The sequence below is a fragment of the Vibrio taketomensis genome, from assembly GCF_009938165.1.
GTDB classification, from domain to species: Bacteria; Pseudomonadota; Gammaproteobacteria; order Enterobacterales; family Vibrionaceae; genus Vibrio; species Vibrio taketomensis.
This window is the reverse complement of sequence record NZ_AP019649.1, coordinates 1,760,299-1,781,227: the sequence shown is the minus strand read 5'-3', so window position 1 is coordinate 1,781,227 and position 20,929 is coordinate 1,760,299. Positions and strand designations below refer to the sequence as shown.

At 44.1% G+C, this 20,929-nt stretch carries 14 protein-coding genes; 7 read left to right on the top strand and 7 right to left on the bottom strand.

Annotated features, from left to right (window positions below; genetic code table 11):
- Positions 1-269 precede the first annotated feature (269 nt).
- The 3 genes from Vt282_RS08125 to Vt282_RS08115 all read left to right on the top strand — a co-directional run bounded on the left by Vt282_RS08125 (position 270) and on the right by Vt282_RS08115 (position 8,162).
- Complete coding sequence (locus Vt282_RS08125; RefSeq protein WP_232055037.1) at positions 270-5,405, top strand: response regulator; 5,136 nt, start codon at positions 270-272, stop codon at positions 5,403-5,405.
- 112 nt (positions 5,406-5,517) lie between these two features.
- A complete protein-coding gene (locus Vt282_RS08120; protein WP_162063098.1) occupies positions 5,518-6,639 on the top strand; it encodes a response regulator in 1,122 nt (373 codons plus the stop codon).
- Positions 6,640-6,641: 2 nt separating this feature from the next.
- A complete protein-coding gene (locus Vt282_RS08115; protein WP_162063097.1) occupies positions 6,642-8,162 on the top strand; it encodes a response regulator in 1,521 nt (506 codons plus the stop codon).
- A 74-nt stretch (positions 8,163-8,236) separates the two neighbouring features.
- On the opposite strand, the gene Vt282_RS08110 is transcribed toward Vt282_RS08115, so the two are convergent.
- The 3 genes from Vt282_RS08110 to Vt282_RS08100 form a co-directional block, all read right to left on the bottom strand.
- The gene (locus Vt282_RS08110) at positions 8,237-9,538 is read right to left on the bottom strand and encodes a GGDEF domain-containing protein (protein WP_162063096.1); all 1,302 of its coding nucleotides are present in this window, start codon (positions 9,536-9,538) and stop codon (positions 8,237-8,239) included.
- 180 nt (positions 9,539-9,718) lie between these two features.
- Positions 9,719-10,258: an isochorismatase family protein gene (locus Vt282_RS08105; RefSeq protein ID WP_162063095.1), complete on the bottom strand. Its 540-nt coding sequence runs from the start codon at positions 10,256-10,258 to the stop codon at positions 9,719-9,721.
- Between the two features lie 201 nt (positions 10,259-10,459).
- Positions 10,460-12,079 (bottom strand): NAD(P)/FAD-dependent oxidoreductase, encoded by a 1,620-nt coding sequence (locus tag Vt282_RS08100; protein ID WP_162063094.1) that lies wholly within the window; start codon positions 12,077-12,079, stop codon positions 10,460-10,462.
- A 418-nt stretch (positions 12,080-12,497) separates the two neighbouring features.
- Here Vt282_RS08100 and fdxA point away from each other — a divergent pair, with 418 nt between their 5' ends.
- Positions 12,498-12,821 carry a ferredoxin FdxA gene (gene fdxA, locus Vt282_RS08095; RefSeq protein ID WP_162063093.1) on the top strand — a complete coding sequence of 108 codons (324 nt, stop codon included), beginning with the start codon at positions 12,498-12,500 and terminating at the stop codon, positions 12,819-12,821.
- 81 nt (positions 12,822-12,902) lie between these two features.
- Here fdxA and Vt282_RS08090 read toward each other — a convergent pair whose 3' ends face one another.
- Positions 12,903-13,637, bottom strand: coding sequence for an RNA methyltransferase (locus Vt282_RS08090; protein ID WP_162063092.1), 735 nt, complete (start codon positions 13,635-13,637; stop codon positions 12,903-12,905).
- 292 nt (positions 13,638-13,929) lie between these two features.
- On the opposite strand from Vt282_RS08090, the gene Vt282_RS08085 reads away from it, so the two are divergent.
- The gene (locus Vt282_RS08085; protein ID WP_232055036.1) at positions 13,930-15,045 is read left to right on the top strand and encodes a flavohemoglobin expression-modulating QEGLA motif protein; all 1,116 of its coding nucleotides are present in this window, start codon (positions 13,930-13,932) and stop codon (positions 15,043-15,045) included.
- Between the two features lie 55 nt (positions 15,046-15,100).
- On the opposite strand, the gene Vt282_RS08080 is transcribed toward Vt282_RS08085, so the two are convergent.
- The gene (locus Vt282_RS08080) at positions 15,101-16,387 is read right to left on the bottom strand and encodes a DEAD/DEAH box helicase (RefSeq protein ID WP_162063090.1); all 1,287 of its coding nucleotides are present in this window, start codon (positions 16,385-16,387) and stop codon (positions 15,101-15,103) included.
- A gap of 376 nt (positions 16,388-16,763) precedes the next feature.
- Between Vt282_RS08080 and Vt282_RS08075 the strand changes: the two genes are divergently transcribed.
- Positions 16,764-17,300, top strand: a complete 537-nt coding sequence (locus tag Vt282_RS08075) for a cytochrome b (RefSeq protein ID WP_162063089.1) — start codon at positions 16,764-16,766, stop codon at positions 17,298-17,300.
- A gap of 93 nt (positions 17,301-17,393) precedes the next feature.
- Positions 17,394-17,867, top strand: a complete 474-nt coding sequence (locus tag Vt282_RS08070; RefSeq protein ID WP_162063088.1) for a peptide-methionine (S)-S-oxide reductase — start codon at positions 17,394-17,396, stop codon at positions 17,865-17,867.
- A gap of 45 nt (positions 17,868-17,912) precedes the next feature.
- On the opposite strand, the gene Vt282_RS08065 is transcribed toward Vt282_RS08070, so the two are convergent.
- On the bottom strand, positions 17,913-19,319 hold the full coding sequence (locus Vt282_RS08065) for an aspartate aminotransferase family protein (protein ID WP_162063087.1): 1,407 nt from the start codon (positions 19,317-19,319) through the stop codon (positions 17,913-17,915).
- Between the two features lie 8 nt (positions 19,320-19,327).
- Entirely contained in the window at positions 19,328-20,845 is a 1,518-nt protein-coding gene (locus tag Vt282_RS08060; RefSeq protein ID WP_162063086.1) for an NAD-dependent succinate-semialdehyde dehydrogenase, read from the bottom strand.
- Positions 20,846-20,929 lie beyond the last annotated feature (84 nt).

Below are 20,929 nucleotides of genomic sequence, written 5' to 3'. Positions count from 1 at the left end.
TTATATTGTTTAATTAGTCATTTATGTCCGCAGGTTGGTGAACATATTTGTTGTTCACGAACAAGACTCTCAAAATTAACACAACTAAACAAATCTAGAGCACATTCCGTGAAGTAACACTATGTAATCAGTTGATGAACCAAGGAACCTTTCCTAATTTTTTAAAGTTATGGGTAAGGCAATGGATGCGTGTTATGCGGTATATGAGTTATGTGTTCAGGGGATTCAATCTACAATCATTTTGGGTAGCATTTGCTTATTGCATGTTGATGTTGCCACTCTCTCTTACTGCAGAAGAAAATAACCCGTCTTCGTTTCAGTCTCGCTATCATCCTCCGGCACAAACCCAAAACATCGCGGTAGAACTTAAATACCTAGATGAAGTGTTAACTTCTTCCATTCTCAGCTACTCCTTTTCCGGTGATAGAAAATGGTATGACAGATACCTAAACACCGAGCCTAGATTGACCGAATTATTAAATAGCTTATTAGCCAGTCAGCAAGGGCAGAACTTTGATACCGTCAAGCAATTAGAAAAGGCTCATTTTGAACGTGTGGCATTAGAGATGCGCGCGATTGGATTTGTTCAGGATGATCGTCTTAGTGATGCCATGGCATTAATCAACAGCGATGATTATCACGACTATAAAGACCAATATATGCTTGCTCTGCAAACGTTCAGCGAGCGCTTAGATTTGCTTGCCATTCAGCAACAAGTATTAGCCCGATTAGATTTAGACCCGAGCGAACGTCAGTGGTTGGCAAACAACACGGTAAAAATTGGTATTGAACAATGGCCGCCGATGCTGTTTATGGACGAGCGAGGTAACGTAGCAGGGCTATCTGGCGACATTGTTAACGAAATTATTGCCCGTTCTGGTATGCAAGTTGAAATCGTCTCTGGAACTTGGGATGAGTTACTGCAAGCATTTAAAAATGGTGAAATTGATATTTTGCCGCACGCTTATAAAACGGAGAGTCGTAAGCAGTTTGGTGAGTTTTCATCACCATATTTTATGGTGCGTGAGTTGTACTTTGTTCTGGATAACAAACGCCAATTTCAACGCGTTTCGGATTTAGCTAACGCGACAGTTGCCATCTCGAAAGGCTATACCACGATAGACAAAGTTAAGAGCATTTATCCCGATATAAAAGTTCTCGAAACTCCTGGAATTAACGAAGCTATCAGTGCGGTTTTAGATGGCCGCGCTGACGCAGTGCTTGATGCAGAAACGGTCGTTTTAGATTGGTTAGATAAAAATAATGTCGATGGTGTACGCGCCATTGATGAAGACGTCGTAACTCCATCAGCATTGCATTTTTGGACGAACAAACAAGCCCCTGAACTTCAAACGATCGTGCAAAAAGGGTTAGAGTCGATCAACTTAAAAGAGTTAGTACTGACAAAAAACGATTGGTATCAAGCCCCTCCTGCGATTGCGTTTAAATCCGCAGATCTCAATATGATGGACTCCTTGCGTTACGTTATTGCGGCAGCTGTCATCCTAACGTTAGCCTTATTACTACTCATCTCGCGCGTGTTTAAGATTAATGATCATTCACTGGCGAAAAAACTCGGTAATAAGAGTTTCAAACGTTCGTTTATGGGAGTACAGGCGGCACTGTCTGGTGTATTGCTATTTTCCGCTGTTGTGGTGACTGAATACGCAGAACATCAGAGCCAAGAGTCACTCAACCATAGTTTAGCCACTATTTTGGCTTCGGCTCACAAGCGCACCGTGGGCTGGGTCGACCTTGAATTGCAAACACTGAGTCAACTTGGGCGTAACCCACAATTAGTCAAAATCATTGAACGTTTACTTGAGGTAGAGCGTTCCCCCCAAGCATTAGTACACACACCACTACAACATCAATTACGAGAGTTTATTGAGAGCAGAACGGGGATCTCTGGTTCGTTTGGGTATTTCGTTATTGCGCCGGATAAGGTCAGTATCGCCTCTCGACGAGATACGAATATCGGTACGGTCAATCTCATTGAAATACAACGGCCGGATTTAATGAGTAAGGTACTCAAAGGTCACAGTGTATTTGTACCACCGATTCGCTCTGATGTGAGTCTTGGTCAGGATAACGCCGATAGAAATCCACCAACTATGTTCTTTGCCGTACCTGTTGTTAATCAATCGGGACGAACAATCGCGGTATTAACAAAGCGGGTCGATTTTAAAGGCGAGTTTTCATCAATTTTGTCGGCTGGGTTTATTGGCAAGAGTGGAGAAACGTATGCGATTGACCGTTCGGGTATCCTACTTTCCAATATTCGCTTTGAGCAAGACCTCAAGAAAATTGGCTTACTCCAAGAAGGGCAGAGTCCTTCACTTAACGTAAGAATTGCTGATCCGCAAACCGATTTATTTAAGCATCCACAAGCGCCAAGCCCGGAATGGCCGCTCACTAAGATGGCGCAAAGTATTAGTGAGGGGAACTCAGGTCGCGATATTGGCGGTTACAACGATTACCGAGGTGTTCCGGTCGTTGGTAAATGGATTTGGGATGGTGCGTTAAATATAGGTATTGCGGCGGAAATGGATGTCACTGAGGCTTATGCCTTATTGCACACCTTCAAAATTACCGTTTGGTCGATATTGGCGGTTGCTCTCATACTGATGTTTGGTACCAGTATTTTCACGCTTAAAGTGGGTACGCGCGCGACTCGAGCATTAGCGAGAACACAAGTTGAACTTGAGCGTGAAGTAGAGATGCGTACGTTAGAACTTAAGAACAACAACAAGCGTACTCGCGCAATTATTGATAATGCGTCTGATGGGATCATCGTTATTGATAGTCATGGCAAGATTATCGAGTTTAGCCCAGCAGCAGAAAACATTTTTGATTATCAGGCTAAAGAGGTCTTGGATGCAGAGTTGTCCATTGACCATTTAGTTTCTAAACCATTCCATTTAGCGTATCGAGAATTTACTCAGAGTGACGATGACGATAGCTCGAGTTTGATTATGGAGTGCGTTGGCTACAAAAAAGATGGAAGCAAGATTGAGCTAGAGATTTCCGTCAGTCAATCACAGTTGTTAGGTGAGCATTTGTATAGTGGTATTGTACGTGATGCGACCAAGCGCAAAGAAGCCGAGAGAGAGCTCAAGCAAGCGAAACTCAAGGCTGAAGAAGCGACGCGTGCCAAGAGTGATTTCTTAGCCAACATGAGTCACGAAATTCGCACACCTATGAATGCGATTATCGGTATGAGTTATTTGGCGTTGCAGACTGAGTTAACGAAGAAACAAGCGGATTATTTGAATAAAATTCAGGTTTCTGCGGAATCGCTGCTCGGTATCATCAATGACATTCTCGACTTTTCAAAGATTGAGGCAGGTAAGCTTGATCTAGAGCATATTGATTTCAATCTACAAAAAACCATTGATAACTTAGTCCAAGTTGTCACGCAGAAGTCGCAAGAAAAAGGTCTGGAACTGCTTGTCGATTTAGACCCTAACATTCCGCTACAGTTAATTGGCGACCCGCTTCGTTTAGGCCAAGTTCTACTTAATCTTACCAATAACGCGATTAAATTCACCGAACAAGGTGAAATCATCATCAAGATCGAGCAGTTGGAATCGGATGGGCAACAGATTCTTGCTCAATTCACCGTTGCTGATACTGGGATTGGTATGACCCAAGAGCAAATATCGCGATTGTTCCAATCATTTAGTCAAGCCGATGCCTCTACTACGCGCAAATATGGTGGTACAGGCCTAGGTTTAACTATCAGCAAAACGCTATGTGAAATGATGGGCGGAACGATTCATGTAGAAAGCAAAGAAGGCGAGGGAAGCCAGTTTATCTTTACCGCGAAATTGGGTGTTTCGAGCAATATAGAGCAGCCAAGTTTACCTTGCGCTAAACGTCTAGAAGGTATGCGAATTTTAGTTGTAGATGACAGCTTAGCGGCTCGAGAAATCCTGCTCAACTTGTGTCAAAGCTTGAACTTTAAGGCCGAGACAGCAGTGTCGGGCGCCGAGGCGTTGGGTATGCTTGAGGATGCTGATCAGCAACAAAACCCATTTGATGTTGTGCTTTGTGATTGGAAAATGCCAGGAATGGATGGCCTCGAACTAGGGCGCCGAATCACCGAGTTAGAACATTTGGCGACGCAACCTCGTTTAGTGATGGTTACCGCGTATGACAAAGACGATATGACATCGAAATTAAAAGGTTTGAATATTGATGCCGCTTTGACTAAACCAGTCAGTGCGTCAACGCTATTTGATACGTTGCTTAGCGCGATGACAGAACCAAGCAAAATATCCAATGCGAAGACTTACTCCAACAAGATAGATACTTCTATCGCCCAGGGAATTGCCGGGGCGAGTGTCCTACTGGTTGAAGATAACCAAATTAACCAGCAAATAGCGATTGAACTCTTAACTTTGGCAGGGCTAGAAGTGACCACAGCGGAAAACGGTCAGGAAGCAATAGAGCAGGTGAAAGCCAACCATTTTGATTTGGTGTTGATGGATATCCAAATGCCCGTACTGGATGGCTATCAAGCGACGAAAGCGATTCGCGAGACCGGTGAATTTGACCACTTGCCAATTATTGCGATGACGGCGAATGCCATGGCCGGGGATAAAGAGAAGTGTATCGAAGCCGGTATGAACGACCATTTGCCTAAGCCTATCAACCCTAATCAAGTATTTGAAATGCTGGCAACTTGGATTGAACCAACAGGGCAATCCGTAGAGGTGATTCCAGATCTAGAAACCGAAAGCGATTTTGACATTGAAGGGTTTGATACCGACGCTGCGATTCAGCGCTTGGGCGGCAATATCAAAGCGTATAAGAAAACCCTACATAATGTAGTGCAAAGTGAAAGTGACTTTGTTGAGCGATTAACTCGTTCGATAGAAAACAAAGACATAGAAACAGCAGTGATCGCCACACATTCACTCAAAGGTATTGCTGGCAATATTGGTGCAAACTTCGTCATGAAACCTGCGGAAGCTTTGGAGCACGCGTTAGCCAAACAAAGAGAAGAAAAGCAATGCCAATTGACTGAGGTGGAACAGGCTATGCTCAATGAGCTCAGCGAGTCACTCAATAAAATGTTGCAAGCAATAGGGGATGCGTTGGCGAAAGACACGGTTTCAGAAGAGTCAGCGCAGGCCTTTGACGCGGTGCAATTCCAACAGATAGCGCGTGACTTAATTCAGCAACTTGAAGAGTTTGATAGTGTCGCGGTCGACAGCTTTGACCAACTCGTCGATTTGGCTGGAGGCATGTTAGATAAAAATAGGGTCGCGCAAGCGTCACAAGCGATGGCGAATTTCGACTTTGAAGCCGCAATGCCTCTAGTACAAGAATTAACAGAAAACGTAAAACAACAATCGATGAATGAGCAAGAGGGCAGCTCAGAAGTTTTAGAAAGCTAACCAAGAATAGGTAGCGAAAAAGAATAAACAGCACAACTACGTTGGAAGGCTTAATCCAGTGTAACCAAAAACTGTGTTGAACAATTTAGCATTTATTAGAGAGTTAGTCGGTATGGAAACACAAGACAAGCAAGTAATTTTAGCGGTCGACGATACCCCAACCAATCTGGAAGTGGTCAAGGGGATTCTGGGGGATGACTACACGCTGCAGGTTGCAGTGAATGCCAAAATCGCATTCAAGATCATTGAGAGGAGAAAGCCAAACCTCATTTTGTTGGACATTATGATGCCGGACATCGATGGCTATCAAATGTGCGAAGCACTCAAAGCAAATCCAGAGACATCGGACATTCCGGTTATTTTTCTGACCGCGATGACGAATGAGCTCGATGAAACGCGAGGCCTTGAAATTGGTGCGGTTGACTATATCACTAAGCCGATTAGCCCTGTCATTTTAAAACAGCGCGTCAGAACCCATTTGAAATTACAAGCTGCAAACTTGCAGTTGGCTCAACACAACGAAACGTTAGAGCAGAAAGTATTAGAGAGGACGCAACAGTTAAGCGACCTACAGGATGTCGTAATGGTTGCGATGGGCGCGTTGGCGGAATCTCGAGACCCAGAGACAGGCAATCATATTCGTCGTACCAAAAAGTACGTTGAAATCCTCGCGCGCGAATTGGCAAAAAATGAGCGCTATGCGAGTGAGTTAACCCCTGACATTATCACATCGATTGCTAAATCTGCGCCTTTACACGATATCGGAAAAGTCGGAGTAGCCGATTGTATTTTGCTTAAACCAGGGCCGTTAACAGAAGAAGAATTCGAGCAGATGAAAAAACATGCATTCTACGGGTTTGAAGCAATCTGCGCAGCTGAGGCATCATTAGGCTATGCCGATAATTTTCTAATATTCGCTAAAGAAATTGCGTATTGTCACCATGAGAAGTGGGATGGTTCTGGCTATCCACAAGGGCTTAGAGGAGAAGACATTCCTTTATCAGCTCGAATGATGGCACTTGCTGATGTGTACGACGCTTTGATCACTGAACGGGTCTATAAACCAGCGTTTAGCCACGAAAAAGCGACAGCCATTATTGTGGAAGGTAAAGGTAGTCATTTTGACCCTATATTAGTCGATGTATTTTTAGCCAACGCCGAGAGATTTGAAAAAATTGCCAATCGCTATCGCGATCACGCCAACGATAATGAGCTTTGTAAGCAAGGAGAGTAGTAATGGAGAGTATACAAAGGGTTAATTATGACTCCCCGTATAAAGAAATGTCCGTATTGGTCGTTGACGATTTTGAAGCGATTACCCAGACCCTACGTGTCGCATTTGAGCGGCTTGGGTTTAAATCCGTCTATAAAGCAAGAGACGGTAAAGAAGCATTACAATACCTAAAAAACTATTCAGTAGATTTGATCGTATCCGATTGGAAAATGCCAAAGATGGACGGTTTAGCGCTATTGCAAAATGTCCGAGAGTCGCAAAAGAACAAAGATACGCCTTTTATTATGCTGACTGGTAACCTGCAGCAGAGTGATGTTGTTCAGGCGATAGAAGCGGGCGTGTCCGAATATCTGGTTAAACCGTTTTCTAAAGTGACTTTGGCTGAGCGAGTGCATAAAGCCTTTGTCTCGCCGATTCGCGGCAATGGAATTGCAAGTAAAGAGCGAAAAGATACCACTGAAGAGCCCAAACAACGAACCATTTTAGTGGTAGACGATGAACCTTCAAACCTACAAGTTTTAGGTGAATTGCTTAAACCACACTATAAGATCAAAGTGTGTCGTAGTGGTCAGCAAGCTTTAGATATATGTGCGAAATCTGAAAAACCAGACCTGATTCTTTTGGACATCATGATGCCAGAAATGGATGGTTTGGCGGTATGTGAGTCCCTTAAATCAGATCCTGAAACTCAGTTTATTCCGATTATTTTCGTATCAGCGTTATCACAAACGGATGATGTGGTGAAAGGTCTAAAACTAGGTGCGGTAGATTATATTCAAAAGCCAATCATTCCTGAAGTCGTGTTAGCGCGTATCGATACACATATTAACTCAGTTATTCAACGTGAAAAGCTATCGCAACAAATTGATGATTTAATCGATGCTTCTCGTCATCAGGATGATGCATTGCAAGCTTTCTTTCATGATTTTAGAAGTCCACTGACGGCATTACACTCCACATTAGTGGATATGGTGAGTGAGCAAGAGGAAGTGCAGCTACTCAAAGAGAGTTCAGCGAGCTTAGTGCAAATGATGGAACAATACGATCTTCTAACTAAACTCGAACGGGGTGATGCACCAGACGCTTTGAACAAAATTGCCCTTGGTAACACTTTGCAAAAAGTGATGGCAAGTTATCAATCGATGGCGAAAAACAAGCAATTAGAGTTTAAACACGATATTGATCCTGCACACGCTTATCAAGGGGATGATGTTCTGAGCTATGCGATGTTTAGTAATCTAATTGCTAACGCTATCGAAGCTGCGCCGAATAAATCCGATATTACCGTTACTTCAAGCGTTGAAGATGATTCGATAGTGATCAATATGACGAACCAAGGAGAGGTGCCAGCAGCCATTAGAGAGCACTTCTTTGACAAGTTTGTCAGCTCAGGAAAGCCTAGAGGGCAGGGGTTAGGTGCATATTCGGCTAAGTTGTGCGCTCGTGCACAAGGAGGAGAGGTGAGCTTAAACGTTGCGGACCAACAGACAACCATAACGTTGATATTCAAAGTTTCGCCGTAAGGTTTTCGTTATGTGAGAAAGCAAACAAGCAGCGCAAAGGCTGCTTGTTTTACTTCAATGCTGGTAACGGGTGATTAGAACGTTACGCGGTTACGACCATTTTGTTTTGATTGGTACAACGCTTCATCGGCAATACGGAAGGCTTCTGCAAATGTACTGTCCTCAAGATGAACGCCACCGATAGAAACGGTCACATTCAAACCTTCAATTGAATGCTCAATGATACAGGCTCTGATCGCTTCTGCTTTTTCTCGAAGTATTTGCTCATCCATGTTTCTAAACGAGATTACAAACTCCTCACCACCCCAGCGAATAGCCGCATCGCTGGATCGAATTTGACTCGCTATTCGACGCGTTACCTCACTAATAACATCATCGCCGACTTTGTGGCCCAAGGCGTCATTAATTGATTTAAAGAAATCAATATCAATGACCAACAAAGAAAAATTCTGTTGTTTTTTGAGCCTTGGCTCATAAAAATCTCGGCGATAAAAACCAGTCATTCGGTCTTTGTAAAAACGCTGTTTATTACGCTTATACACCAGCATCAGTATGTGACCAAACAAAGCAATGAAAACCGATGGCGCAAAGATACGCTCAAAAATATTGCCAAATCCGAAGCCAACATAGATTGGTTCAGCATTGGTGCATGAAATTTTAATTGGTAATTTCAACGCTAACCAATGTGCTTTTGTATCAATGGCGGTCCAATATTCGTCATTAAACTTATTCACCTGATAGTCAATAAAGCTATTTTTAATATCAACCGCGAGCAAAGCGTTGAGCACACCTTGGTTGTATACCGGGTAAAAAATGGTACGAATTATTTGGTCGGTACCCGGTTCTGCATAGGGTTCCGATAACTTAATGTTACAGCCATAGAACTGCGAGTAGGTGTCTTCGAGACTTTCTGTCTTGATGATGCGGTTCATCACGTCGTTAGCTTTATATTCACTGTAACGGTCGGCGTATGCTTTACGTAGTGGATCAAAGTGACCATAAGCTGATGGATGTTCGAAGATAGCAACGGTCCAGATGTGGTTCGGGGCGATGGTTTCAAATTGTGAGCGTAATTTGTTAATCCCCTTCGATAGAACCTTTACCTCACTATCTTTTGAGACCATGATGCTCACACCATTTCTTACATGGGTTCCCTTTTCTAGAAAGGTCATGTCCGTATTGTTGTAATACTGAGCAAAACGGCGACTGATCGAATAAAGCTGGTTAAAGTCGTTAACGATTGATTCGGATAGTTTTTTTAGTTGCAATGCATTGTAGGCGGTGTATGTGGAACCGACGATGAGCATTGTTAGTGCGAGCAGCTTAATAAGCGGCAGCATATATTTTTTATAATCGTAATTTAGGTTATTGCTCATTTTGATTCATATTAGTTGCGCTGTGAGCAAGTGTAGACTTCGAATACATTTGTTCAATTAAACATGGCGATGGTGTCGATTGTTGATTTTTATTGACTTCATTTCAATCGATAATTGTTTGTTTAGTGATGAAATCTATGGGTGTTTGCTCGTTTTGTGGATATAACACCCAATGTCTGCTTATTTTACTAGCGTTAATATCTGCTTGAATCCAGGATCTCTGCAATCTTTGACTAGTTCGTACAGGCACATTTCAAGTCCCGTTACTTTAACGTTTTCGTTATTGAATTTTGTCAAAGTAAGGTTATGATTCGCGACATTTCGCGACGAAACACAGTCACTCACTACATGAATATCAAAATGCAGGTTGGCGAGATGTGTAGCCGTTTGATAAACGCAAATATGGGTTTCGATACCGCAAAGTAACCATGAATGTTTCTGGGCTTCGTTCAACGCGAGCTTAAACTCGGGTTCAGCACAACCGTCAAAAGTATATTTGGCGATGGGTTGCTGCTCTCCCATTAGTTCAGCAATAGCCTCGATAGTACTACCCAGTTTTTCTGGATTTTGCTCTAACCATATAATCGGCATGCCAAGTGACTGCGCTCCTTGAATTAACTTAGCGCAGTTCGCGATGACGGTTTCACTATCATGCACTAATGTGGCGAGCTTACCTTGTATGTCGACGACGATTAAACCTGCGTCTTCTTTATTAAGCATCGTTGTTCCTTATCCCATTTCGCTGCCAATAAGTTTAGTCGCTGGATCCACGATCAGCGCATTTTTGTTGGGTCTACATCGTGTTACATATGAATACAGAGAGGTATGGGCTTTATATCGGAGTGATTGTTTAGGAAGAAGGCATGAAAAAGCCAGTCATGGAGACTGGCTTTGATAAACGTGGTGAGTTAATACTATGGATTATGCGTTTTCTAGCTGAGCCATAATATCGCGAGCAACGGCTTCCGCTACTTTGATACCATCGATACCCGCAGAAAGGATACCGCCTGCGTAACCTGCACCTTCACCTGCAGGGAAGAAGCCTTTAAGGTTAACGCTTTGGAAGTCTTTGCCACGTTTGATACAAACTGGAGACGAAGTACGTGTTTCTACGCCAGTGAGTAGACCATCTGCTGAGGCAAAGCCTTTGATCTTGCGGTCAAACGCTGGGATTGCTTCACGGATTGCTTCGATAGCAAACGGTGGTAGTGCTTTCGATAGATCCGTTAGTTTGATGCCCGGTGTAAATGAAGGCTCAACATCACCAATAGCACTTGGATCGCGGCCTTTTAGGAAGTCACCGATTTTTTGTGCTGGTGCATCATAGTTTTCGCCGCCCAGTAGGTAAGCATTTGATTCAAGTTCACGTTGGAAACGAATACCTGCCAGTGGATCGCCAGGGTAATCCACTTCTGGAGAAATACCCACTACGATAGCGCTGTTTGCGTTACGTTCAGCACGAGAGTATTGGCTCATACCGTTCGTTACTACACGACCTTCTTCTGACGTCGCTGCAACCACAGTACCGCCCGGACACATGCAGAAGCTGTATACTGTGCGACCATTTTTACAGTGGTGCACAAGTTTGTAGTCTGCCGCGCCTAGAAGAGGGTGACCAGCGTTAGGACCGAAGCGAGCTTCATCGATCATCGATTGTTTGTGTTCAATACGGAAACCAACCGAGAAAGGTTTCGCTTCCATATAAACGCCACGCTCGTTTAGCATTTCAAATGTGTCACGTGCGCTGTGACCAACTGCGAGCACAACATGACGAGATTTGATTTCTTCGCCGTTTGATAGCGTCACGCCAGTAATTTGCTCGCCATCCATGTGGATGTCGTCAACGCGCGTACTAAAACGAATTTCGCCGCCAAGTTCTAGGATTTTCGCGCGCATTTTTTCAATCATGGTTACCAGTTTAAAGGTACCGATGTGCGGCTTACTTACGTATAGAATCTCTTCCGGTGCACCAGCGGCAACAAACTCAGTGATTACCTTACGACCGTAGAAGTTTGGATCTTTAACTTGGCTGTAGAGCTTACCGTCAGAGAAAGTACCAGCACCACCTTCACCAAATTGTACGTTTGATTCAGGGTTAAGCGTGCGTTTACGCCAGAAGCCGAAGGTATCTTTAGTACGTTCGCGTACTTCTTTGCCACGCTCAACAATAATTGGGTTAAAGCCCATTTGTGCAAGTACTAGACCCGCGAATAGACCACAAGGACCAAAACCAATAACAACAGGGCGTTCAGTTAGGTTCTCAGGTGCTTTCGCGACAAACTTGTATTCCATATCTGGCGTTTGGCGTACGTGCGGGTCTTTGGTGAATTTCTCGAGTAGGGCATTTTCATCGCCCTCAACAATCACATCTAGCGTATAGATAAGGTGGATGTTGGTTTTCTTACGAGCATCGTAGCCACGTCTAAATACATTGAAAGAGATAACTTGCTCAGCATTAATGCCAAGTTTTTCTGAAATAGCGTCAAGTAGTGCGCCTTCCTCGTGATCAAGAGGAAGCTTGATTTCATTTAAACGTATCATGTTGATGTCTCGTTGTTTATGGTGTCTTAGCGCAAAAGGTGGGGTACCTCGCGCTCACAATGGCGCGCATTTTACGAGAATTTCCTTTGTCTGTCATACTAAAAAATCCCCGTCCTACTTGAATTCACAGCGTTGTTGGCTTGCACTCGCAAACCTCATCACATTGTTGGTCCACGCTCAGAGGCTTTCTATGTTTAGGGGAGGCTTGCTTAGTCACATAATTTGATGGTTTGGGTGTAAACTAAAAGGGTCAAGCGATTAGGTTTGATTGCTGGTCTCTTGAAGTTATGGGGAAATACTCAAGTAACCTAATGGTGCTTGATTCAGTGACAATGCTCTGAATCCTGCATCTTGAAGTCACTTGGGTATATCAGTATTATTCCCGCCTTATTTTTTGACGAATTAAGAGTTGATTGTCATGGCGTTTGTCGTAACGGATAACTGTATCCAATGTAAATACACTGACTGTGTCGCAGTATGCCCAGCAGATGCGTTTCATGAGGGGCCAAACTTTATGGTAATCAACCCAATTGAATGTATCGATTGCGGTCTATGTGTCGATGAGTGTGCGGCGCAAGCGATCTTTCAAGAAGATGAGCTACCTGAAGGGCAAGAAATTTACAAAGAGCTCAATGCTGAGCTTGCGGAAATTTGGCCAAACCAAACCGAAGTAAAACCAGCCATGGATGATGCTGAAAAGTGGGATGGCGTGCCAAACAAACTGGGTATGTTAGAGCGATAATCTTCTCAACTGGTTGATATAAAAGCGTAACATTGGTATTCCAATGTTACGCTTTTTATAGACCTGTCGTTCAAACGTCAATTAGCTATGCTGGCGGCGAATATTGTCTAGGATAATGCCTGTTGCCATCGCTACATTGAGTGACTCTGCGCCACCAAATGCCGGAATAGTAATCTTGTCAGTGACAAATTTCGCTGCTTCAGCGCGAATACCATGAGACTCGCTACCCATCAACAAAATGCCTTCGGCAGCAAATTCAGTTTTGTGTACGCTAACACCTTCCAAAAATGCACCGTAAACAGGTAGGTTTGATTGTGCTAAGTAGCTTGCTAAATCAAGTTGGTGGACTTGTACGCGACCAAAACTGCCCATTGTTGCACTGATGGTTTTTGGGTTGTAAGGGTCAGCACAATCGCTGCTTGCGACAATGTGTTTGATGCCATACCAATCGGCAACACGAATTATCGTGCCCAAATTGCCTGGGTCTTGCACGCCATCTAAAGCAATCATTAGACCTTGTGCTGTCGGCACTGCGAATTGTGGGATTTCAACCACTGCGATTGCCGCATTATTGCTAACTAGAGTACTCGCTTTAGTTAAATCATCGAGTGATGCTTCAACGCAATCAAAACCGCTGAGTGTTTGGCTGTTTTCCGTTAAAAAGTCCGCAGTGCCAAAGATATGTTTAACAGTCAGCTCACTGGTAGCTAATTCAAGAACGTTTTTTTCACCTTGAACTAAGAATAGGCCATGTGCTTTACGCTGCTTCTTTTGACCTAAAGCGCGCAGCAGTTTTAGTTGGTTTTTAGATATCATATTTTTGCCCCAGATGAAAACGCGGGGATTATATCGACTTTCATAATGAATTGTTAGCACCATAGCTGAGCCAATTTGCACTGGCATTAGCTGGTGGCTTTTCATGTCTAAATGTCATGCATAGAAACTTCTCATAAAATGAGAATTTGCCCTAGATCACTGTTTGTTGCAAAGTTCAAACGGGCGCATATTGTTAAAAACGTGAAGGATTCACGTGTAAACACAACATGGATGATAGTGAGAGGGATGAAATTTGAGTGTGGACAATGTCGTACCGATAGCAGGAATCGGATTGAAGCATGCGAAGGCATTAGATGACCAATTGTTTTCTTTGGTCAATGGAATTGAAATTTTAAGCTCAGTCAGCCCGATCAATTATAAAGAACAACGTGATGAGTTTTTTCGTCGTCATTACTCTATTGAGCCCACCTTTAGCTACAAACCTAGTGAACATAATGCGTTTCAGTTGAAACGCCAATTGTTTAACTTGCCGATAGAAAAAGTAGAAGATCCGGATCTTCAGCGTATATACGAAGACGTGATTCTCTCGTATGTGGACAAAATTGATCAGCTGCAGACCCTCGGTAGCCAAGATTTTCTCTATAATTCGCTGCGTTATTTCGGCGAACCAACTGAAAAAGACATTCGCAATGCCAGTTTTATTCTGCATCTTCCGGACTCAGATGATGACAAGCAACTGGTTGATGCTCAGGGTATTCAACAGATCATGGAGCAATTCGCACGATCACAGGGTTATCAATACGATTTAGTGATAGATGACAATATGATTGCCAATGCTTTGGTGAGCAAAACTACGGTTAAAATTAACAGTGCAGCCAAAGTGCCGATGGTCGAAGCGCACGCGTTGGCGCATCATGAGTTGGGTGTTCACTTGGTCACGACACTTAATGCTCGCAGCCAACCATTTAAAGTCTTATCTCTTGGTTGTCCGGTCAACACCATGACGCAAGAAGGCATGGCGATCTTAAGTGAATACTTAGCGGGCCATCTGACAATCAAACGTTTGAAGATACTCGCTTTACGCGTTTTGGCGGTGGATTCGATGATTAAGGATAAATCATTCCGCACCACGTTTATGATGCTTAAAGAGCAACTTGGCGTTGAGAAAAACCTCGCATTTACTATTACTGCACGTGTCTATCGTGGTGGTGGTTTCACCAAAGATTATCTTTATTTGCGTGGATTTCACGAAGTGTTGCACGCTTACGAAGAGCAAGAGGGCTTTCTTAACCTCCTTTGCGGTAAAACCGCATTGATGCACTTACCTGAGATTAATCGCCTAGTAAATAAAGGAATTTTTAACGCGCCACAAAACATTACCCCATCGTTTGTTCATCCGACGGATAACGACGAGGTGCGACGCTTTATTACTCACGCGATTAAGTAGAAATAAAAGCAGCCATTGGCTGCTTTTACATTTTAGGTTAGCTGAATCGGAATGATTAAGCGTTTTTCAACCACACATCACCGGTAGCTGCTTGTTTCTTTTTGCGTTTTTTCTTGCCCGTGCCAGCAGGTTTTGCCATTGGCTTGTTCGCAGTAAGCATTGATTCGGTGATGGTTTCCGTTACTTCAAAACCAGGTACTTGTTCGCGTTCAAGTCGGATTTTGTTCTTTTTCTCGATCACTTTGAAGTGGTGGTAATCTTCATAATCAATCAGTGATAGTGCTAAACCCACTTCTCCTGCACGACCACTTCGACCGATGCGGTGCATATAGTCAGAAGGACTGCGAGGTAGGTCATAGTTAATGACTACCGGTAGTTTTTCGACGTCTAACCCTCGCGCTGCAATGTCAGTTGCTACTAGTACATCCAATTGGCCTGCTTTGAAGTCTTCTAAAACGCGAGTTCGCGCACCTTGGCTTTGGTCGCCGTGGAATACTTCAACAGAGATACCGCGCTTATAAAGCTTATCGGCAAGATGTTCACAGCCATTTTTTGAGTTGACAAAAATTAGCGCTTGGCGCCAATCATTTTGTTTCACTAAGTGTGCCAGTAGGGCGGTTTTTTTACCTTTATCGACGGTGAATACTCGTTGAACAAGCGTACTGGCTTCATTGCTTTGCAGTTGCACTTCAACTGGATCAGTCAGTAGATCTTGGGTTAATGCTTGAACTTCTTCAGGGAAAGTCGCTGAAAACAGTAAGGTCTGCTTCTGTTTTGGTAACTGTGAGAGGATTTCCGTCAGTTCTTCCGTGAAACCTAGGCTTAACATTCGGTCTGCTTCATCAAGCACCAAGGATTTGACTCTATCAAGCTTGATTGCGTTACTTGAAACTAAGTCTAATAGGCGTCCTGGCGTCGCCACAAGAATATCTGCACCGCCACGTAACGCTAACATTTGGCTGTTAACGGATACACCACCAAAAACGCAAACGGTTTTGAGTGCGCCATTAAAATGGGCGGAATAAGACTTGATATTGTCAGCGACTTGCTTGGCTAGCTCACGGGTTGGAACCAGAACGAGTCCGGTTACAGAGTTATTTTTGCGGTAAAGCGTAGGGTGTTGGTTAATGAAAATATTTTGCAGTAGCGGAAGCGCAAAGGCGGCGGTTTTACCAGAACCCGTATTCGCACCCGCAATGAGGTCACGGCCCGCTAAAACAGTTGGGATCACTTGTACTTGAATGGGTGTTGCTTGTTGATATTCAAGCTCGGTCAATCTTGCCAGCAAGGGTTGAATCAGGTTGAGTTCAGCAAAGTTTGCTGGTGATTTAGCAGTAGTCATGAAATAAGAAATGCTCAAAACAAAGTTAATGGCGCGCATTCTAGCCCATTTGTCATCACTTAAGTAGGAGTTCTTGGGTTGATGATATCGTTGAAGGTGTCGAACGTATTGAGGATGTGATTCCGACAACAATCAAATGTGGGCAGTTGAATCAGAAACACCTGGATTGTTATTGCTAACTAGCGTACTGAAGCATGCAGAGGAGCGGCTTTTAGGTGCTACCTAGGGGCCTCCCGAATAACTGTCATTTCATTTTGATAAAGTATCGACTACTAATGCATTACAATTTACTTAAATTTACACATTGCATCATAGTTCTTTACATCGTGTTGGTGGATAATTGCCTTATAACCATGAAAACAATAAGGAAATTGTAATGCTCAACAAACACTCTCTTTCTATACCTACGATTGCACTTCACTGGATAACAGGACTCGCTTTTATCGGCGTGTTTGCTATTGGTTTGTATATGGTCGATTTACCTCGCGGCCCAGAAAAATTCAAACTAATTGGACTGCATAAATCGTTTGGTGCGCTGATTTTGATTATTGCTATAGCTCGCATTGTGTGGCGTTTGAAAGAAGGTTCTATTCCGCCAGCCTCTCCAGTCGCAGTATGGCAAGATAAATTAGCCAAAGCCATCCATGGGATTTTGATGTTGGCAACACTGGCTATGCCAGTTTCCGGTATTGCAATGAGTGTAGGTGGAGGTCGCGGAGCGGATATTTTTGGTTGGCAGTTTATTGCAGAAGGCGACAAAATTGCTTGGCTGCAAGAATTAGGCGGAACTATTCATGGCGCATCAGTGAATATTATTATTGCAGCATTAGTCCTGCATATTGCAGGTGCGATTAAACACCAAGCGGTAAACAAAGACGGTACTATTTCACGTATGCTCGGCCGTGCACATTAAGTCTGGTCAAAATAATCAACAAAACGGGGCTCAATGCTCCGTTTTTGTTTTTGGTATACTGTCAGCCAATGCCAATAATTTTGATATGACGTAATGGAAGAAATTTACTTTGCCGGTGGTTGTTTGTGGGGTGTGCAAGAATTTATGCGTCATCTACCGGGAGTCGTAAGTACTGAAGCTGGGCGTGCAAATGGTACTACCGATAATACCCAAGCGCCTTATGATGGTTACGCTGAGTGTGTGCGTACTCAATTTGACCCTCAGCGAGTGTCGGTTGAGCAATTGATGGCGTACCTGTTCGAAATCATTGACCCGTATAGCCTTAATCAGCAAGGTGAAGACGTCGGCTTAAAATACCGCACAGGTGTTTATAGTCGTGATCCTCTGCATTTAGAACAAGCCCGTGCCTTTATAGCTCTGCGAGAAGACTGTCAGCAGATCATGGTCGAGGTATTACCGCTAACGAATTATGTAAAAAGCGATCTTGAACACCAAGACCGCTTAACGTTACATCCTAATGATTACTGTCATATTCCGCTCGATCTACTGCATAAATACAGAAACTAGGCCGAGATAAGGTGTTATCTTAGTGATGACTACCGGGATTGATAGTTACTTAGCCTGCCACTGTTTGCTGCTGACTAGAGAATCCATCACTTGGTTTATCGCGTGATGGGCTTTATCGATTATTAAATCGATATCATCTTTTGACGCGACCAGTGGTGGCGCAAAACCGAGAATATCACCATGAGGCATCGCTCTGGCGATGAGCCCGTTTTGCATACAAGCTGCCGCAACCATAGGACCAACTTTCAAGTTAGGATCAAATTGAGTTCGCTGTTGCTTGTGGGCAGAAAATTCCAATGCATGCAACATTCCAACGCCGCGGCTATCTCCTACCATAGGGTGTTCAGCAAAAGTTTGCGCCATGCGCTGCTGCAAATAGGCGCCATGGTCTGCGGCTTGTTGAATTAAGTTTTCGCGTTCTATGATATCAAGATTACAGTTGGCAGCGGCTGCGCCAATAGGGTGGCCAGAATAGGTATAGCCGTGTCCAAATGGCCCCCAAGATTCGGTTCCATTTTCTAGCTCACGCCAGACTTTTTCACTTACGATTACACCTGACAACGGTTGGTAAGCAGATGTTAAGCCTTTCGCAACGGTAATTAAATCAGGACGCATATCGTAGTAAATCGAACCAAATGGTGCACCAATACGACCAAATCCACACACCACTTCATCGGCGATTAATAGCACATCGTATTTATCTAGCACCGCTCGAATTGCTTGCCAGTAACCTTCTGGTGGTGGCACGATACCGCCAGTACCTAATACGGGTTCAGCGATCATTGCCGCAACGGTATCTGGACCTTCATTTAAAATCATCTGTTCTAGTTGCGCTGCGCAGTAATGGCTAAACTCAAGTTCACTCATCTCGCTGTCTTGACGATGATAGTAGTAAGGGGAGAGGGTATGTTTGATTCGATCAAGTGGCAGATCAAAATGCGCATGGAACAGTGGCAAGCCAGTCATGGAGCCAGAAGCGATACTTGAACCATGGTAACCTCGTTCGCGTGAGATGATTTTCTTCTTGTTTGGTCTGCCAAGGAGATTATTGTAGTACCACACCAGTTTAATTTGGGTTTCATTGGCGTCACTGCCAGACATGCCGTAATAAATCTTACTCATGCCTTCGGGAGCCATTTTGATGATGCGCTTTGAAAGGGTAACCAACGCTTCGTTGGTATGGCCGACATAAGTGTGGTAGTAAGCGAGTTTTTTGGCTTGCTCATAGATGGCTTCAGCCATTTCCTCACGTCCGTAACCTATGTTGACGCAATACAAACCAGCAAAGCCATCAATCAACTCCATGCCTTGCGAGTCTTGAATGCGTATTCCCTGAGCGCCCGTAATAATACGCCCGGCGGCCTCGCCATTGGCATACTGCTTGAGGTGAGTAGAGGCGTGAAATACATGCTCACGGTCGAGTTGCAACATTTGTTCGGTATATTTATCCATGTATCCTCCTAACTTCCGCTGACGGTGGGTAATGCACCTAAGCAGCAATACTTCACTTCGCTAAAATCATCAAAACCATGTTTACTGCCCTCGCGTCCTAATCCTGACTGCTTCATTCCGCCAAAGGGAATCGGTGGGCCTGTCATTTTGACTGAATTGACACTGACCATGCCAAACTCAAGCCCACGCATGCATTGCCAAATCTGATGAATATCATGGCCGTAAACGTAGGCGGCGAGGCCATATTCGGTGTCGTTACTCATTTCTATCACTTGTTCTAGACTACGATAGGGAATGACAGGAGCGATGGGGCAAAAGGTTTCCTCTCGGTACACGCGCATTGCTGGTGTTACCTGAGTCAGCAGTGTTGCTGGGAAGTAGTTGCCCGTAGATGGAACTTTGGCTTGCGCTTCGATGTGGGCGCCTTTGCTAATGGCATCAGCAATGAGTTCTTGAGCGGCGGATACGGTCGTTCGATTGATAAGGGGACCAATGGTTGAAGCAGGCGTTAATCCGCTCCCCATTACTTGTTGCTCTACTATTTCTGCAAACCGCGCAATAAAGGCGGGATAAAGTGTTTCAGGGACAAAAATTCGGTTGGCAGCTAAGCAGTCTTGGCCTGAGGTTTGAAATCTTGCCTCGGCAGCCGCGGTGGCGGCCTGTTTGGCATCCATATCTGGCAGCACGATAAATGGTGCATTGCCCCCTAATTCCATACTGCATTTTTTTACCGTGTGGGCTGCTTTTTCAAGTAACAACTTGCCCACTTGAGTGGAGCCAGTAAAAGAGAGTGCTTTGACTTTATCGCTATCGCAAAACAGAGTGGATATGGTCTGTGCATTGCCTGTGATCACGTTAAATACGCCAGCAGGAATGCCCGCTCGTTCAGCAAGTTCTGCCAATGCTAACGCTGAAAATGGAGTCTCACTAGCTGGTTTAATGAGTACAGTGCAGCCAATCGCCATTGCTGCTGAGGCTTTGCGGGTGATCATCGCACTAGGAAAGTTCCATGGCGTAATCAGCGCCGCTACACCAATTGGCTCGCGAAAGGTCATAAGTTGTGCATTATCGATATGGCTGGGAATGGTTTCTCCGTAACTGCGTTGGGCTTCTTCTGCAAACCAGCGAATAAATGAGGCGCCATACTCAATTTCACCTTCCGCTTCGCTTAGCAGTTTGCCTTGTTCAATCACCATTAAATGGGCGAGATCGCGTTTAGCTTTGATAATTTCGTCATACCAACGGTGCAAATACTCTGCTCTCTGTTTTGCTTGTAACTTGCGCCATGGCTGAAAAGCATTGTCAGCACAATCGATAGCTTGATTTATTTGGCGATGATTGAGTTGAGTAAAATAGCCAGCGATGGAATTGTCGTGTGGGTTTATTACTGGTTTTTCTTCATCTCCACACACCCACTTACCATTGATATAGGCAAGCGTCTTAAACAGTTTTCCATCATGCAAAGTTTCCATAATTTGGCTGGTGGCTTTGCTTTGGTGCACATGCAAGTCTGAAAAGTTATTCATGTTTGCTCCTTTATCTGGCGCGATAAATTGAGCTTAGAAGAGGAGGGGATTACATTTTTTCTGTAATGGTTGTGATAAGCGAGC